This is a genomic window from Hymenobacter montanus (assembly GCF_014699115.1).
In the GTDB taxonomy this organism is placed as follows: domain Bacteria; phylum Bacteroidota; class Bacteroidia; order Cytophagales; family Hymenobacteraceae; genus Hymenobacter; species Hymenobacter montanus.
In genome coordinates this window covers 1-17,579 of the sequence record NZ_JACXAD010000001.1, presented here as the reverse complement: position 1 = coordinate 17,579, position 17,579 = coordinate 1, and the positions used below count along the sequence as shown (strand labels likewise).

General features: G+C 57.9%; 10 protein-coding genes. 6 read left to right on the top strand and 4 right to left on the bottom strand.

What is annotated here, in order from left to right; genetic code table 11:
• Positions 1-126 precede the first annotated feature (126 nt).
• The 5 genes from IC235_RS00050 (at position 127) to IC235_RS00030 (ending at position 5,195) form a co-directional block, all read left to right on the top strand.
• Positions 127-1,131 carry an ABC transporter substrate-binding protein gene (locus tag IC235_RS00050; RefSeq protein ID WP_223846989.1) on the top strand — a complete coding sequence of 335 codons (1,005 nt, stop codon included), beginning with the start codon at positions 127-129 and terminating at the stop codon, positions 1,129-1,131.
• Positions 1,046-2,719, top strand: a complete 1,674-nt coding sequence (locus IC235_RS00045; protein WP_317173499.1) for a sugar ABC transporter ATP-binding protein — start codon at positions 1,046-1,048, stop codon at positions 2,717-2,719. Before IC235_RS00050 ends, IC235_RS00045 begins: the two co-directional genes overlap by 86 nt.
• A gap of 12 nt (positions 2,720-2,731) precedes the next feature.
• A complete protein-coding gene (locus tag IC235_RS00040; protein WP_191003116.1) occupies positions 2,732-3,706 on the top strand; it encodes an ABC transporter permease in 975 nt (324 codons plus the stop codon).
• A 145-nt stretch (positions 3,707-3,851) separates the two neighbouring features.
• Positions 3,852-4,037 (top strand): hypothetical protein, encoded by a 186-nt coding sequence (locus IC235_RS00035; RefSeq protein WP_191003115.1) that lies wholly within the window; start codon positions 3,852-3,854, stop codon positions 4,035-4,037.
• A 159-nt stretch (positions 4,038-4,196) separates the two neighbouring features.
• Positions 4,197-5,195, top strand: a complete 999-nt coding sequence (locus IC235_RS00030) for an ABC transporter permease (RefSeq protein WP_223846988.1) — start codon at positions 4,197-4,199, stop codon at positions 5,193-5,195.
• A 288-nt stretch (positions 5,196-5,483) separates the two neighbouring features.
• On the opposite strand, the gene IC235_RS00025 is transcribed toward IC235_RS00030, so the two are convergent.
• The 3 genes from IC235_RS00025 to IC235_RS00015 form a co-directional block, all read right to left on the bottom strand.
• On the bottom strand, positions 5,484-6,329 hold the full coding sequence (locus IC235_RS00025) for a phytanoyl-CoA dioxygenase family protein (RefSeq protein WP_223846987.1): 846 nt from the start codon (positions 6,327-6,329) through the stop codon (positions 5,484-5,486).
• A 367-nt stretch (positions 6,330-6,696) separates the two neighbouring features.
• Positions 6,697-7,668, bottom strand: a complete 972-nt coding sequence (locus tag IC235_RS00020) for a PorP/SprF family type IX secretion system membrane protein (RefSeq protein WP_191003114.1) — start codon at positions 7,666-7,668, stop codon at positions 6,697-6,699.
• A 241-nt stretch (positions 7,669-7,909) separates the two neighbouring features.
• Positions 7,910-12,532, bottom strand: a complete 4,623-nt coding sequence (locus IC235_RS00015) for a T9SS type B sorting domain-containing protein (RefSeq protein WP_191003113.1) — start codon at positions 12,530-12,532, stop codon at positions 7,910-7,912.
• Positions 12,533-13,056: 524 nt separating this feature from the next.
• Between IC235_RS00015 and IC235_RS00010 the strand changes: the two genes are divergently transcribed.
• A complete protein-coding gene (locus IC235_RS00010; RefSeq protein ID WP_191003112.1) occupies positions 13,057-14,532 on the top strand; it encodes an NADP-dependent isocitrate dehydrogenase in 1,476 nt (491 codons plus the stop codon).
• A 221-nt stretch (positions 14,533-14,753) separates the two neighbouring features.
• On the opposite strand, the gene IC235_RS00005 is transcribed toward IC235_RS00010, so the two are convergent.
• Positions 14,754-16,748: a T9SS type A sorting domain-containing protein gene (locus IC235_RS00005; protein WP_191003111.1), complete on the bottom strand. Its 1,995-nt coding sequence runs from the start codon at positions 16,746-16,748 to the stop codon at positions 14,754-14,756.
• Positions 16,749-17,579 lie beyond the last annotated feature (831 nt).

Genomic DNA, 17,579 nt, shown 5'->3' with positions numbered 1-17,579 from the left:
ACCGCGCCACCGACAGAGGCGTACGCGTTGCATGAACAGTTGGCGGCGCGGAAAACGCCGGGGCGCGTTGTTGGTTCGATTCGCAGCGAACCAACAATGGGTAAAACAAAAAAATAAACTTTAGGAATGAAAACGATGAAATTGTTGATTAGCAAAAGTTTTGTGGGTGCGATTGTTCTGTTGTCAATCGTGCTGATTTTAGTTGGCTGCGAACGCAAATCGGCCGGAACAAGCGCGAGCGCTGAAGGCGGCAGTGGCAGCAGGAAAAAAGTTGTCGGTTTTTCGCAAATGGAAAATAACGGACCGTGGCGGATTGCCGAAACCAAATCAATGAGCGACGAAGCCGCCAAGCGCGGTTACGAGCTGGTTGCCACCGACGCACAAACCCAAACTTCAAAACAGTTTTCGGATGTCGAGGACATGGTGGCGCGCAAAGTTGACGCAATTTTTCTTGCTCCGCGAGAATTTGAAGGTTTGGCGGGCGCCCTCGCAGCAGCAAAACAAGCCAAGATTCCGGTTTTTTTGATAGACCGCGAGGCCGCCGGAACGCCCGGACAAGATTATGTTACGTTTATCGGTTCAAACTTTATTGAAGAAGGTCAACGCGCGGGCGAATGGACAGTCAAAAACACCAACGGTAAGGCCGGTATTATTATTCTCGAAGGCACGGCTGGTTCAAGCGTCGCGCTTGACCGCAACAAAGGTTTTCTTGATGCCATTAAAAGCAGTCCAGGTATGAAAATTCTCGCTTCGCAGCCGGCCGATTTTACGCGCGCCAGCGGCCAGAAAGTAATGGAAAACCTGATTCAAGCGCACGGCAAAAACATCACGGTCGTTTACACGCACAACGACGAAATGGCACTCGGCGCAATTCAGGCGTTGAAAGCCGCCGGAATGAATCCAGGTAAAGACGTCAAAGTCGTTTCGGTAGACGGACAAAAGAGCGCGCTCGAAGCGATTGTTGCCGGCGACATGAACGTCACGGTCGAGTGCAATCCGCGTTTTGGCCCGATTGCGTTTGATACTTACGAAAAGTATCTGCGCGGTGAAAAAATCCCGCAAAAAATTATTGTGCCCGATAAGTTTTTTGATTCGTCAAACGCCGCAAAATTTATTGACAAATCTTATTAAAAAGAATGCGAAACGATTAGTGGTTAATTATTTTGCCTCTCACTTATCAGTAATTATGGCCAACGAACCGTTGCTGCGAATGCAGAACATCCGCAAAATTTTTTCCGGCGTGGTCGCGCTCGATAACGTGAGTTTAGCTTTGGAACGCGGCGAGGTTCATTCGCTCGTCGGCGAAAACGGTGCGGGTAAATCTACGCTTATTAAAGTTATGACCGGCGCCTACGCCCGTGACGGCGGTGAACTATTTTTAGAAGGCAAGCCGGCAAATTTTCGTACGCCTGAAGACGCGCAACGCGCCGGAGTCGTCGCGGTTTATCAAGAAGTGAATCTATTGATGTTTCGCACGGTCGCCGAAAATATTTTTTTAAATTGTGAGCCGTGCAAGTTTAGTTTTGTTGATTGGGGGCGAATGAATCGTGAAACCGACGAACTTCTTAAAAGGCTCGGTTTAAACATTAATCCGAAAGCAACTTTGGGCAGCCTCAATATTGCGATGCGGCAAATGGTGGCGATTGCGCGCGGAGTCAGCCTCGGTGCCAAAGTTTTGGTTCTCGATGAGCCGACCAGCAGTTTGACTGAAAAAGAAGTCGGTATCTTGTACGAAGTGATTCGACGTTTGAAAGCCGAAGGCACGGCAATTGTTTATATATCGCACCGTTTTGACGAGCTGTACGCTGTTTGCGACCGCGTGACGGTTTTGCGCGACGGCAAATTTGTGGCGACGCGCGATTTAAAAGAGTTGGAGCGAATTGATTTAGTTTGTTTGATGCTTGGCAAGCAGCGTGAAGATTTAGAGAAAAAAGGCGCGACCGCATTTGACGAACACAAACCTGTTAACGATAACACACCGCCCCTACTGGTGGCCGAAAATCTAACGCGCGGGCGGCGAATGCAAAGCGTGTCGCTCGACGTTCGGCGCGGCGAAATTCTCGGTATGGCGGGTTTGCTCGGTTCCGGGCGGACCGACGTTGCGCGGGCGATTTTCGGTGCTGACCGGACAGAAACCGGGCGTGTCGTCTTGGACGGCAAAGAAATCAACGCGCGCAAACTAAACGACGCAATCCGCGCCGGAATCGCGTTTTTATCCGAAGACCGTAAAGCCGAAGGAATTATTCCCGATTTGTCGGTACGCGAAAATCTAACGCTCGCCGCGTTGCCGGCCCTTACCAGCGCCGGAGTTGTCTCGCGCAAGAAGCAAAACGAAATAGTCGAACGATTTATGCGGCGCTTAGGTATCAAAGCCGCTTCGGCCGAGCAAAAAATTCGCGAATTATCCGGCGGCAACCAGCAAAAAGTTTTGCTCGCGCGCTGGCTGTGCTGCAATCCAAAGTTTTTGTTGCTTGACGAACCAACGCGTGGCATTGACATCGGCGCCAAAGGCGAGATTCAAGCGCTCGTCAATGAATTGGCAAAAGAAGGTTTGGGCGTTTTGATGATTTCGTCCGAACTCGAAGAACTCGTCGAAGGCAGCGACCGCGTGGTCGTAATGCGCGACGGCAAACTAAGCGCCGAACTGCGCGGTGAACAAATCTCGCAAGATTCGATTATCAACGCGATGGCAGAGGCAAACCAACGTCTCGAACCTTGAACTCATAATCCGATGGTTGAAGCAACTACAATTAAACAAGACACGCGTGCGCGGCAGAAACTTAACTTTAGCGATTACGCGCCCACATACGGAGCAGCGATTGCACTAACAGTTTTACTGATTTTAAACTTAGCGTTCACGCCGGGTTTTGCTTCGTTTAATAATTTTAGCAACATTCTCGTTCAAGTAACGCCGACGATGCTAGTGGCAATCGGGATGACGTTTGTGATTGCAACGGGCGGCATTGATTTGTCGGTCGGTTCGGTTATGGCGATTGCCTCGGCCGTCACGGCAATTTCACTCGATTACGGCGCGATTCCGGCGGTTCTAATCGGTTTGATTGTGGCCACCGCAGTAGGTGCGTTAAACGGCATATTGATCAGCAGCTTTAAAATTCAGCCGATTATCATTACGCTGGCAGTATTAATTGCGGGACGCGGCATCGCGCAAGTTATCAGCAACGGCGGTCAGTTAATTCCGTTTAGTAACCCGACATTTGAATATTTAGGCAAAGGTTTAATCGCCGGAGTTCCAGTGCAAATTTTGCTGCTCGCAGCAACCGTCGGGCTGGCGATTTTTGTATTTCGTTCGACGATTTTTGGGCGTTACATCGCGGCGGTCGGCGGCAATGAAACTGCTGCGCATCTTGCCGGGGTGCCAACGGTTTCGACAAAGTTGTTAGTTTATGCGGTCAGCGGTCTGCTCGCCGGAATTGCGGGTTTGATTTACACGGCGCGGCTTGGTGCTTCCGACGCTTCAAAAATCGGTGATACGATTGAACTCGACGCGATTGCCGCAACGGTTGTCGGCGGAACGCCCTTGACCGGCGGACGGGCCAGCATCATCGGGACGGTGATCGGCGCGCTGATTATGATCGTAATTACGACAAGCTTTAACATGAACGACATGAAATATTCATGGTCGCTCGTGATTAAAGCCGCGATTATTTTGCTCGCGGTTTATTTGCAACGCCCAAAAACAAACTAAAATTGTGCGAAAGACTATATTGCGGTCGTTAATCGTTTAGCTACTGAATCTCTGCAATTTTGCGCAATCGCAAAAATGTAAACAAACCGAAAGTGCCGACACTTAATACTGCAAAATGCAACTGTGATTTGGTTTCGAACGCAAGTTGAAAAAAGTTGGAATTCTCAGTTTTGAATTTAGCAAGAACGGCAAAACATACAGCAAATTTGGTGCGCTCATAATGACAGCGAAGGTTGAAAGTGCACATGTCGCACTTATTTACACTGGCAAGAGCGCCAATCCGTCAGTACGTTTCGACTGGCTGCGCGTGACGCCGCAAAACGGTAAATAGCAAACGTATTCTTGTCGCAATGGTAATCCTCCGTTTGTTTGACGGCGAGCAGAGAGAGGATGCTGCTCGCGAACAATTTGTTCGCGCACGCTGAGCGACCGTCAATTCGCCGCCAAACGATAACAAAATCCTTGTTTTAGACGAATTACAATTGTTCTTATGAGCCAAGCAGAAGCTACAATCCGTGACACGACCGAAGCCAGACCGCGTACGATGGCGGCAAAAATCGGTTCGGTGATGCAAAGCCAGGGCGCGCTCGTGATGCTTGTTGTGGTATGCAGTATTGCCACAATTCGCTACGAAGCATTTTTAACGCCCGAAAATTTGCTTAACGTTTTGCGACAAAATTCGATGTCCGGATTGATCGCGCTCGGCATGACGTTTGTGATTTTAACCGGCGGAATTGATTTGTCGGTCGGGTCGCTGCTCGCGCTTGCTGGCGTCGTCGCCGCTTATCTTTTGCCAAACGGCGTGTTCGTTGCTGTGTTGGGCGCAGTCACGGTGACAACTCTACTCGGACTGGTCAACGGCATAATCATCGCCAAAGCCAAAATTCAGCCGTTTATCGTGACGCTCGGAATGATGATCGCCACGCGCGGACTCGCTTTAGCCATTACCGACGAAAAAAGCGTGCGAATTGGGCAAACGTTTGAGGACTTTATTTATTTGGGGCGCGGCGTCATCGGCGATTTTCTGCCGGTTCCGGTTTTGATTTTGCTAATTGCTTTCGCTGCCGGCTGGGTTGTGCTCAATTACACGCGCTTCGGGCGGCACGTTTACGCGCTCGGCGACAATGACGAAGCGGCGCGTCTTTTAGGATTGAATATTTCGCGCACGACCATCGGCGTTTACGCGATCAGCGGCGCTTTGGCAGGACTGGCGGGCGTGATTTTAGCTGCCCGTTTGGGAGCCGGAAATCCGGTCGAAGGAGTCGGAATAGAACTTGGCGCAATCGCGGCGGTTGTTGTCGGCGGCACTTTGCTGACGGGCGGGCAGGGAAACGTACTGTCAACACTTGTCGGCGTTCTGTTGCTCGGCGTAATTTTTAACATATTTAATCTCGAAGGGCAAATTAGTCCGTGGTGGCAGCCAGTTTTGCGCGGCGTGATTCTGCTCGTCGTCGTGGTTATTCAAAACCGTCTCACGAAATTAAAGTGAAAATTAACCACAGATGAATACCGATTTCAACCAATCTGTATTATTTGTGTACATTCGCAGTTAAAATTAAATCATAATCAAAGGACGTTACTCTCAAAAGAAATCAGCACGTGCGTTTGGTCGCAGCGCCCGAGCGTTTTTAGTCAGCTGGTAGATATGGTCGTCGGGAATGTGCATGGAATATAGCACCAAGCTGAAAAGGCAGATGCTTCGATTCCTCAGCATGACGTCCTATTACCAGCAAGCAGGACGTTCTATTGACAGATGCTGCCCCTTGGCATACTCCCGCTACGCTTCGCCCATCATTAGCCCTTCAATCGTGTGCCCCTGCACAATAGGTTCCAGCGTATCGACCAGCCGGCAAGTGAGGTGGCGCTTGAGGCTGTCGGGCAAGGTTTCGTAAAACGCCCGGGTGAGTTGCAGGTCGTGGCGCTCGGCGTTGTTGGCGGTGGGGGCATCCACGCCCAATACCAGGGCGGGCCGCGATTTGTTAGACTGGTTGGCGGTGCCGCGGTGAATAGTGAGGGCCGAGCGGGCCGAGATGTCGCCCATCTGGGGCAGCTTGCGCTGGGCCCGCTGCTCGTAGCGGGGGCTATTGGCTTTGGGCGGAAACATGCCGTGCTCGAAGGCTATAGGCAGGTCCCATTGGGTGCCGGGCGCTATTTCGAACGGGCCCATGTCTTCGCTCACGTCCACGGTGGTCAGGTTGAAGGCCAAGGAGTTGAGCCGGCGCCCGGTGATGGTATCGTCGGGGGCGGGAAAGTCGCGGTGCCAGGGCTGGTTCATGGCCCCGGGGTTGGGTACATCGAAACCGATTTCCACGATTTTGTACTCCGGCCCGAGCACCGCCTCGCACACGGCCGTCACCCACGGGTGCGTAGCTAACTCCACAAACCCCCGAATGCTCTCGGGATGGATTTCTACATAGTGCCGCTTGGGCCCGCGGCCCAGGGCGCCCCCGGGCCGCTGGAGGGCTTCGGCATATAGCCTGGCAATGTCCTCGCCCAACTGCTGCACCCATTCGCGACTAAAAGCGCCTTTGAGGGCAATGATGCCGTCCCCGTAGAGCCCACTCATAATTTGGGCGATGTCGTAGGTGGGACGCGTGATGCTATTTATCTCCATTGTTTCCATACGGCACTGCTAATTGTTATCCACTTCACAACAAGAATTTGCCCGCATCAATACGCGGCCCTGCAAAGCTAGTTGACGCGTGTTCTTCAACAAACACCGTTGGATTTTGGTGGCAGTGTCAGGCCGCCAGTAAGGCTTATCTTATCACCAGCACAGGAGACTCATCATGCTAGTCAATGCTCTTGCCACCGCGGCAACGACTCTTGTCACTTCCGCGGCCTTTCTTGCTACCCCGGCAACGGCTGCTGTCACTCTGATTAAGCGGTGTTGTCACTCTGGCAGCGTGCTGGGTCACGCTGGTAGCGGGGTTGGCCACCGGCGCAGCGGGCCTTGTCGTCCCGAATAGCCTTTGCCACTGTTCGCAAGCCTACCAGAATCGGTCGGTGCACACGACCTTGGCTTTTTTCTTTAGGCGCAGACCCAGCAGGATTTCGTGGCTGCCGCCGTGGTAGGCCGCTAGTTCGGAGAGGCCGGCATCGTAGGAATAGCTCAGGGCGTACTGCTCGTAGGTGACGCCCACCAGGGCTACGTACGAGTCGGTGGCCCGCCACGATAGCCCGCCCCAGAGCAGGTCCTGGTACTTGAGTTTCGCGTTCAGATCGACTGAGACGGGGGCCGGGGCCACGGCCTTAATCAGCACGGAGGGAACCAGCGACCAGTCCGCGCTCACCGGCACGCGCACGCCCGCCGTAGCAAAATAGTGGCGCCGTAAAGAGTTGCTGCCCCCGGTGGAGACGCCGGTTTGCGCGTACGAAAAATCGAGGGTATTGCCCAGCAACTGCGTGCCCGAGAGGCCCACGTAGAAGTCGGGGCTGTACAGCCACACGCCCGCCGTGCCATCAAGGGCCCGCGATGAAGCACTGGCCGCGCGGTTGTTGACGTCGTAGAACCGCAGTTGCTGCCCGTCGACCGAAAACTGCTGCATGCCGACCGAAAGCCCCAGCGCTATCCGAATGCTACGGACCAGCGCCAGGTTGCAGGCGTAAGATCCGTACACGCCGGTCCGACTGGTTGGGCCGGTAACATCGTTGTAGACAATGCCGCCCAGGGCGTGGAAGGGCCGCTGCCGGTCGTGCATCGTGCGCTTGGGCTGGCTGCGCCACTTACCCAGCGAGGAATTGATGCTCGCGTAGTAGGTGCGCGGGGCACCCTCGAGTCCGGTCCACTGGGTGCGGTAGCTGAACTTGAGGTCGATGTAGTCTTCGGTGCCAGCTACCCCGGGGTTGAGGATGTAATTATTGTTCATGTACTGGCTGTACTGGGCCTGCTGCTGAGCCTGGGCCGTGAGGCCCGCCAGTAAGAGCCCGAGCGGCAACAGCGGCTGTAGGGTTTTCTTCATAGCGCGGTCTTATTAAGGAAAGAGATATTCTTTTAAGTGAGATCAAGGAAGTAAGGTAGGAGCCGGGAGTGGGTAGGCGGCGATAATAAACTGATAGAAAATGAGGTAGATCTTGGAACGCTGAACCTCTGAGCACAGAGCCCGGGGTGCTGCGATGAGTCGGCCTTGGGCGGCATCCGAACCGACGACTTCTATGGAGGCGAATGGTTAAAGAGTTCGGCCCAGGGGCAGCCGACTCGGGTTAATAGAGGATGGTCAGGGAGCCGCTGTAAGAGCGGCCGTTGGGCCCCTTGGTGACGACAACGTAGTAGTACGTGCCCATCGGGGCGGGCTGGCCGTTGATGTCGCCGCGCCACTCGTTGCCCCGGCCGTAGTTGCTGGCCGAGAAAATCGGGTTGCCCCAGCGGTTATACACGTTGACCGTATTGTTGGGGAAGTCCTCGATGCGCTCAATCTGCCAGGTGTCGTCCCGCCCGTCGCCGTTGGGGGTGAAGGCGTTGGGAATCCGAATGGGGGGCCGCACCACCACGCGTACCTGGCTGGCATCGGCGCAGGTGCCGGTGCCGGCCGAGAGCGTATACACGGTCGTGACGGTGGGGGAGGCCCGGGGATGCAGCCGGTCGCTGCCGCTGAAAGTCAGCCCCGTGGTGGGCGTCCAAACCACGGGGTAGTTGCCGTCGGCTCGGCCCTGAAGCACGACCGACTCGCCGGCCAGGATTTCCTGGTCCGGGCCCGCATCCACGTCGACGGGGGGGCCGATTGCCACGGCCACGGCGTTGGAGGTGGCCGGCGGCGCGGCCCCGCAGCTCGTGGTGGTGAGCAGGCGCAGCGTAACGGTTTGGCCGTTGCGTAACGTGGTGCTGCTAAAGGTGGGGCCCTGGCCTTGGGCGCCGGGTACGTCCACGCCGTCCACCTGCCACTGGTAGGCTGGGGTCGGGCCGGCATCGGTAACGCGGGCAATGCTGAAAGTGAGCAGGTCGCCCTGACAAACCGGTACGTTGGGGGCCACCTGAATCGCGACGGTGGGGGCCACCGTGGGTACGCGGTTCACCGTGACGGTGGCCGTAGCCGGGCCCGTGTTGCACCGCCCGACCGTCGGCGTCACGGTTACCTTCACCTGATCGCCGGTGACCAGCGTGCTGCTGGTGAAGGTGGGCCCACTGGCCACGGGAGTGTTATTGACCGTCCAGCTATACGTCGGAGCCGGCCCGGTATCAGTCGCCACCGCGTTGAATGTTAGTGCCGTTCCGGGGCATTGCACGGGCGGGGGCGCCAGCGTTACCGCAGTTGCCAGCAAGGGTTCCACGCGCACGGCCACCGACCCGGAGAAAGCCGTGGCGCAGGAGCCGGTGCCCGACGTTACCCGGCGGCGGAAGTAGGTGGTGGCGGTGAGTAGGCCGAGCGGGTAATCGGCCCCCGTAGCCCCGGCGATGTCGGTCCAGGTGCTGTTGTCCGGCGACGATTCCCACTGGTAAGTGAACGTGCCGATGCCCCCAGTGGCTGGCGCCATGCTCGTCAGCGGCTGCGGGGCCGTGCCCGCGCAGACCGTCTGGTTGTCGGCAATGCGGCCGGGATCCAGCGGGGGGAGTACCGTAATGGTGACCGGCGCCGTGGTGGCCGGCGTGCAGAAGCCCGAAGTTACCCGCCGCCGGAAGTGCGTGGTGCGGGTGAGCCCGCTCGGCGCGTAGCCGACGCCTGTTGCCCCACCGATGTCGGCCCAGGTGTTCCCATCCGGGGAAGATTCCCATTGGTAGGTGTACTTGCCGGTGCCCGCCCCGGCCGGGGCCGTGCTGGTCAGCGGCGCGGGGAGCGCGCCCGGGCACAGCGTTTGGTCGGCCCCGATCCCGCCCGCCGTGGGGGCGCCGGGAACGACCACGGTGGCCCTTATTTCTTTACACAGACAAGACTTCGTGATTTTGAGCGTGATGGTGTATTCGCCCGGGGCGGAAAAGAGGTGGGTGGGCTCGGCAATCGAGGAGCTGTTGTTCGCCCCGGAGGCGGGGTCGCCGAAGTTCCAGGTGTAGGTTCCGGGGTTCGGGATGTTGGTGCCGGCCTCGAACTTCATTGCCAGGCACGCCGTGGCCCGGGCCGAAAAACCGACCTTGACCAGGAAGCTCTGGTTGAAGTTGGGCAGGCCCAGCCCGCTCAGGCGGCCCCCCAGCTCCTGGCCCTGGTCGACGTAGGCGCAGGCCGAGCCCAGCGAGTCGGGGTAGGTGATGACGCCCAGCGCCGACTGATTGCGCCGGGTAACGTAGAGCTTGCCATCCGGCCCGGCCTGGATGGAGCCCAGATCGGCCGAGCCGGTAGCAATCACCTTTTTGCTGGCCGGAATGTCGGCGGCGGCTAAGTCGAACTGCAGCAGCTGCGGGGGCGAGAGAATGGTCGCGTAGAGCTTGTTCCGGCCCGGGGAGAACTCTATTCCGTAGTAGGCATCGCCGCCACTGGCGAGGGTGCGCGGGGCGCTCACCGCCCCGGTGGCGGCGTCGAAGGCGTAGAGCTCCACGGTGCCGCCGAAGCGGGCCAAGGCCAACTGTCGGCCGTCGGGCGAAGCTTTAAGCTGCCCGTTAAAAGCCAGGCCGCCGGCGCTGGCTGCGTGCACGGGCCCCACCCTCGACACCACGGGTGTCGTCACCACGCCGGCGGGGGTTACCTGGAAGGCCAGGAAGACGTCGCCCCGGTGCTCCGCTGCGGGCCAGCCGGGCTCGTCGCCCGCGGCGGGGTCGCCCCAGCCGTGCACGATTATCCAGGAGTCGCAGCCGTTGGCGTGCAGCACAGCCGTCATCTTTTCGGTCGTGCGCTTCACTAACGGGGTATTTTTGGTGGCGGCCACCACGTCGCCCAGCCCTCCGTTCAGCGTCATGTCGATTTCGGAGTACGACAGCCCGCCCGCATTGCCTTCCGAGTCCTGCGTGAATAAGTAGTAGCGCGTCGTGCTGCCCGGCAGGCGAATAGCCATGGAGCCATCCGTGCTGGAGACGTTACCGGCCAAGCCACTGCCATTGGGCATGAGCACGTGGTTGCGGTTCCAGACCTGCGTGCCGTTGGTGTAGAAGAGCAGATTACCGTTGTCGTCTGAGAGCGAGCAGGTTCCCTCGGGGGCCGTCATCTGGCCATCGAGCAGCACGGCGGGCGTTCGGGCCGGCGGGGCCTGGGCGTTGAAGCTCAGGCCCGCCCGGGTGCCAAAATACCAGGTGTTGATGAACTGCTCATTCAGGCTGCACGGCGCCGGGGGGCTGCAAACTTTGGTCGTGACGCTGAGTGGGGCCGAGGTTGCTGCGCAGCTGGCCAACTCGGTCTTTACGGAGTAGGAGCCGGGGGTGGTGGCAACGAATACGCTATCGTTGAGAACGTTGCCGGCCCCATTCACAACGGTACTGCCGTTGTACCACGTAAATAGGTAGCCCAGTCGGGGGCGTGTGCGCAGCTGTACGCTCTGGCCCACGCAAAAGGGATTGTCGCCTACCGCCCGCACGGTGGGGGGGGGCACCGGCCCCACCGGAATAGTGTAGGTAGCCACATTATTCGATTCGTTGCCGTCGCTATCGGTAGCCGTGTAGGTAAACGAGGTGCTGGCCGCCGCGCAGCCTCCGGCGGGCATGTAGGTCAGGCTGCCGCCGCTATTGCGGGTACCGGGGGCCACCGGAATCACCTGGCCCACGGTCACGGGCACGCCGTTGTAGTAAAGGACCCCCGTGGGGGGCAGGCTCTGAATTGTAAAAGAAGCTACGGTAATGCCCACGCTGCCGCCCGCGCTGATGGTGGCGCTGAGGGGCACAATCGCGCTGGGCGTCGGCACGTTAGGTACCAGATCTGTCTCCTTGGTATCGGCCGTCAGAAACGCGCTGCAGGAGCCAAAGTACAGGTCGTCGATGCCAAAATCGTTACCAGTGGGTAGCTTATTAATGTCGCGGATCTCGATGGTGACGTCGAATCCGGTTGCTGGGCCGGGACCGGAGAAGTACAGGTCCTCAATGCGCACGTAAGTGCCCACGGTAGTGGGCAGGGTCGTCACGGCTGAAGTCGACTTGCCGTCGACCACCAGGCCGAGCTGGGCCGGCGCGGTAGAGTTGAGGCTGGTGCCGTACACGGCAAAGGAATAGTAGCGGTTGGGCAGCACCCTAACGGTTTGGGAATAGACCGCCACCAGGGCGCCGGCGCCGTTCACGATCATGAACTTGTCGCCGGGTTGGCCGCTACGGCCTCGGCCCTGGAAGCCCCCATGGTAGACGTTGGCGTCCTCGTTCACGGCATAGGTGCCCTCCGCATAGAGGCCGGGGGTGCGGCTGGCTGTACCGATGAACGTGTAGCTGGTCGAGAAGGCCGTATTACCCAGGGTAAAGCTTGGGTTAGCCAGCAGGTTGCGACCCGTGCCCAGGGTGCAGACCAGCGCCGGATCGTAGACGTTCAAGCGCACGGTCGATACGTTCGAGCAAGCGGGGGTGGCCCCGGGCACGCAGATTTGGTAGGTGAAGCTGTCAGGCCCCAGGTAGCCGGGGTTGGGTGTGTACTCGTAGCTGCCGTCGGCGTTGAAGCGGGTCAGCGTGCCATTGGTCGGGGGGGCGACCAGGGTTACGTTGAAGGCATTGTTAGATAGGTTGTCGGGGTTGTCATCGTTGGGAATTACGTTGCCCGACTTGGGCGTATTCGCCGGCACTTGGTTGCTGTCGTCGTAAGTGCGAAACCTGTTGGTCTGCGCCCGGGCCGGCTGGCTTAGCCCCAGCGCTAATAGCACCAGTAGCCCGCTGGCCAGGCCCGTGGTACCGTGGTTACCCGGCCGCCAAGCAGGAGGCAGGCAGCACGTAGCCCAGTTAAAAAAGCGGCTGGAAAGCCCGACCGTAGCAGATGGTGTCGAATTAAATAGCATTTTTAGCATAATTAAAAAGTAGCGAGCCACGCGTCGTAAAACGTGAGCTCTCGATATAATTATGATTAAAGTAATTGCACCTAAATAAACCACAGTCCCTTACGGGCTGGGTAAAGCTACACATTATCCGCTATGGTTCGTACGTTGGCTCGGTATAAAATTCAGTTATTTTAGGAAATAGCCTCCGATAAGTCTATATTTTAAGGGTCGAGTAGAGTTGCCTCAGTTGCAAGAGTGGGAAGATAGGAGGTGCTTTGAGCCGGTATTAGCTCAACCTTATCAGGAAGTTGTTACCTGATTATGCAATATATAAAAGGAATACTGGCAAACCTATCAGACTTTTTCTTCGTGAAGAGGAGGCTGAGGAGTAGAATGAGCGCCTACTTAACATAGCCTTTCTATCATCTGGAAAAAATAAACTTCTTTTTATGATAGTAAAGCTATCATACCAGAAATTATGCGTAAATTTGTACTAGCAAAGCCGAGGTGGCTAGTTGACAGACTTTCATTTAAAACTCTCTTTTATGCAAAACAAACCCCGTATCACAATAGCTACTGGCGATGGTATTGGTCCGGAAATCATGGCCCAAACCCTGCGGGTGCTGGAAGCGGCGGGAGCAGCTTTCGAACCGGAGTTTATTCAGGTAGGTGAACAGGTATACCGGGCCGGGCACGCTTCCGGTATCGGCCCCGAGGCCTGGGAGTCGTTGCAGCGCACCCGGGTACTGCTCAAGGCGCCCATCACCACGCCGCTGGGGGGCGGCTACAAAAGCCTGAACGTAACCCTACGCAAAACCCTGGGCCTGTACGCTAACGTGCGGCCCTGCCGTTCGCTCTACCCGGCCGTGGCTACCCGCCACCCCGGTCTGGACGTGGTTGTGATTCGGGAGAATGAAGAGGACCTGTACGCCGGCATTGAACACCAGCAAACCCCCGAGGTGGTGCAGTGCCTGAAGCTGGTGAGCCGGCCGGGCTGCGAGAAAATCGTGCGCTACGCGTTTGAATACGCCCGCCGCCACGGCCGCAAGCGGGTGACCTGCATGACCAAGGACAACATTATGAAGTTGACCGATGGTTTGTTTCACCGCGTGTTTATGGAAATCGGGCAGGAGTACCCCGACATCGTCCAGGAACACCAGATTATTGACATCGGCACGGCGCGGCTGGCCGACACCCCCGAGTTCTACGACGTGGTGCTGACCCTGAATCTCTACGGCGATATTCTCTCCGACGTAGTGGCCCAGCTCACGGGTTCGGTGGGGCTGGCGGGCTCGGCCAACGTGGGCGACCACGGAGCCTTGTTTGAGGCCATCCACGGCTCGGCCCCCGACATTGCCGGCCGCGACATTGCTAACCCCTCGGGCCTGTTGCAGGCCGCTGTACTCATGCTGGTCCACCTAGGCCAGCACGAGGTGGCCGCCCGCGTTCACAATGCTTGGCTTTGCGCCCTGGAAGACGGCCAGCACACGGCCGACATCTACCGGGCCGAGACCAGTCGGGCGAAAGTGACGACTACCGGCTTTGCCGATGCCGTGATAGCCCGCCTCGGTAAGCAGCCCCAGCACTTGACGCCTTTCCAGGCTGGTCCGGCCGCCGGCCCCGTGACCCCGCCCGCCCGCGGCCCGCGCCGCCCGGTGGTGCAGCAACTGGTGGGCACCGATGTGTTCGTGCGCTGGGACGGCACGGTTCCCGATGAGCTGGGCCGTCAGCTCGAGGCGCTGGCCGGTTCTCGGCTGCGGCTCAAGCTTGTTACGAACCGCGGCGTGAAAGTGTACCCCAATGGCCACCCCGAAACATTCTGCACCGACCACTGGCGCTGCCGTTTCGTGGCCGCCGACGCCGCCATTGGTGAGAATCAGCCCGATTTTATGCCCGTGCAGTTTGCCGAGATACTGGCCTTGCAACACCGCTTGGCCGAAAATCAGATATACATCATCAAGACCGAGAATCTGTATCTGATGGATGGCGTGCGGGTATTTTCGCTGGGGCAGGGCGAGTAGCCTGGCCTGGAGTTAGGAGTCAGCACCTTGGCGGCCATTGGTTTGGCGTGCTCCCCAGATGCCGGGGCGTACGCCAAGCCAATGGCCGCTCCGGCGTAAGCCCCTATGGATGCATGCGAATAATTTGCCCAACTTCTTCCTGCTTCATGCAACAAGGGGCAACGCTCAACTGAGCGTTGCCCCTTGTGTAACAGTTGTTATCGGTGCCGTTAGGGCTATAATCAGCGCGTCACCATAACGGATTTGACAAAGCGCTGGTCACCCTGCGTGATGGTCATGAAATACCAACCCGCCGGGAGCTTATTCACGGAAAGCATCAGCTGCTTATTGGAACCCAACTGGCGGGTCTCGCTCAGTACCCGCGCGTTCAGCGTATTGGTGAGCACGATGCTCACTTCTCCGGCTTTGGCCTCGGGTAAGGATACATTCAACTCGCCCTTAGTCGGGTTGGGATAAACCTCAATGCCGGACCGGCTCTGGTCTCTTTTAGCGGCCAGGGTAGTGCCGCCCCCATAGAGGGTTACGACGCCGTAGGCCGGCAGGGACACGGCTACCTCGCCCCGGGCCAGGGGCAAGGTGCTGTTCCGCCATAAGCTGCCGTTGCTGGAGGTGTAGGCTTGAAACGAACTGAGGGTAAACGGCAGCGTGGGCACGGTCACCGTCACGGTTTGGGCGGTGCTGCTGGCGTTCACCAGTACCACAGTCAGCGACCGGTTAGCCTCGTGCAGGTAGCTGCTGGCGTTCACGGTGCTGCTTCCCGCCACGGTGCTTTCCAGGCGCACGGCGTTGGGCCGGATGTAACGGGCGAAGTGCTTGAAGGCCGTATACTTGTCGCTATTAGCTCCGCGGGCCTCGTCGGTCAGGGTCGACTCGCTCACGTCGGACCCATCGGCCAGCTGCCAGTACACCCAGCCGCTCTGGTAGCCCGTAGTCAGGGCCTGGTGTATCTTCAGGGCGACGCTGAAACCGCCGTCGCTGGGAAAGCCCGTCTCGGGGAAGAGCCAGGCCGGCTGCTCGCCCGACGTCTCGGTCATCCACGACTTCTTGTTATACCGGCGGAAGCCCTGCACATTAGCTGGGATGCCCCCGGCCGGCGAGTCCGTCCAGCCGTTAGCCCACCAGTCCCACAGGGTGGGGCTGGCCCCGCCGCTGCTCACCCCGTCGGCGGCGTAGCCGTGCAGGCAGTAAAAGTCCACCGCCGCTTGAGCGGCCGGGTCTTTGGCCAGTTCCGTCAGGTACTGTAGGTTCTTGTGCACCGTGCTCTCGCCCGCGCCGTACTGCCACATGCCGTAGGCGCTGCCGCCCAGCAGGTCCTCGGGCCCGATGAGCTTGATGCCGGCCAGGTCGGGGTACTTGTTGAACTCGGTCCGTACGGCTTTGAGCGCGGCGATGTACTGCGAGGTGAGCGGGTAGGTACAGCTGTTGTAGAAGGTTTCGAAATTGAGCTCGTTCTGGATGCTGAGGGCATAGAAGCGCACGTTGTTCCGGTTCTGAAAGCCGCGCACGTAGGCGGCCGTAGTGCGGGCGAACTGGGTCAGCGCGCTGGTGTTGTTGAACTCCGCCCGGGGCGTGTTCGACACGTCGAGCCGGCCACCAACGAAGTTCTCGGTCCAGATGAAGGGGTAGGGCGTGCCGTCGGTGGGCAGGATGCCCCCGCCCCCGGTGTAGAGGTTGCCCGAGGAGACCTTTAGCCAGGGGGCGGGCGACCAGATCGAGCCAATGAGCTTGAAGTCGCCGAGTTGGGCCTTCTTGGCCTCCCCAAGTTGGGCCATTACCCCAGCCGCGCGCGGCAGCACGTTTTCATAGTCGAAGACCGCGATATTCTGGTCAATGTTCTCGCCCATGACGGCAATAGTGGCCCGGCGGCCCGCAAAGAGACGGGTATAGTCGGCCGCATTGGTGTAGGTGCGCACGTTGTTGTTGTCGGGGCCGGGCAAGGCCGGGCTGTTATGGAACCAGGGCGAGTTGTACGTGAAGTCGGAATAGGGTGCTTTGTAGCGTGGTACCAGGTCCATGCGCAGGATCGAGCAGTAGGCGTCATCGTAGTAGATATTCTGCATCCAGGGCTGTTCGCCGCTCTCGCCGGCCAGGCAGGTGCCGAAGCCATCGATGACTTGCCGCCGGCCCGCCGCGCTCGCGTCGATGCGTATTGTCTGCGCCCGTAGCGTGGGCGCGCCCAGAACGGCGGCAAAGAGTAGTAAGGTGATTTTCTTCATGATTGTTAATAAATGGTGAAAGAATAAGTGGATGGGTATCTGAATAAGTCAACCTTTCTGGAATAAGGTGCTGTGCATCAGATTATAATAAGGGCGTCGCCGTGCCCAGGCAGATGCCCTATGCTCGGTCGCTGAAAGCAGGCATCGGTATTGGACGGAAGCCGAAGTCACCATTTTTATAACCGTAGTGGCAAAGGCGTTGACTCCAAGCATAGTGGAGTAGCAAATGATGCGCGCAGATTTCGCCAATTGCCCGTCTACCGGTAGAACAGAGTAAAAGCTGCATGTAAACGCACATAAAGTAGAGGAGTAGGGCGCTGAACCCAAGAATAAAATAACTCGTTACTCGCCGAGCGCTCCACTCACTTAGTTGAATTTGTTTTGGCAAATAAAACAATTAAATTTTTCCAATCTACTAAAATATTCCCGAGATATTCTGATAGAAAGCTTTAGTTTTTACAATGCTTTGATTATCAAATCAAAATTTTGAAATAAATACTCTTGTTATAAGATAAGGCTTGTGGGTTTGTATTGCTATTTTATTACTAATCTAGTAACAGTGATTTTAGGGCTATTAAGCATTTCCGCTCTGCACAGGGTCTGGCTAACGGAGATAGGAATAATTGGCAAGACAAAAGGACCCGGCATGCCGGCAACTGTCGAGCCTTTGACTGGCCAGTACCTCTACCAGGGGCAGGCACGACGCAGAGAACCTTGTTAACCCGGGGTGGGGGGGCGGGTCCGCTGCGGGGGCGGCGGCCCGGCCCCGGGGGAAAGGGGGTGGGCGGGGGGGCGCCGGGAGAGGGGGCGGTGGGGCCCCTTGTGGGGGGG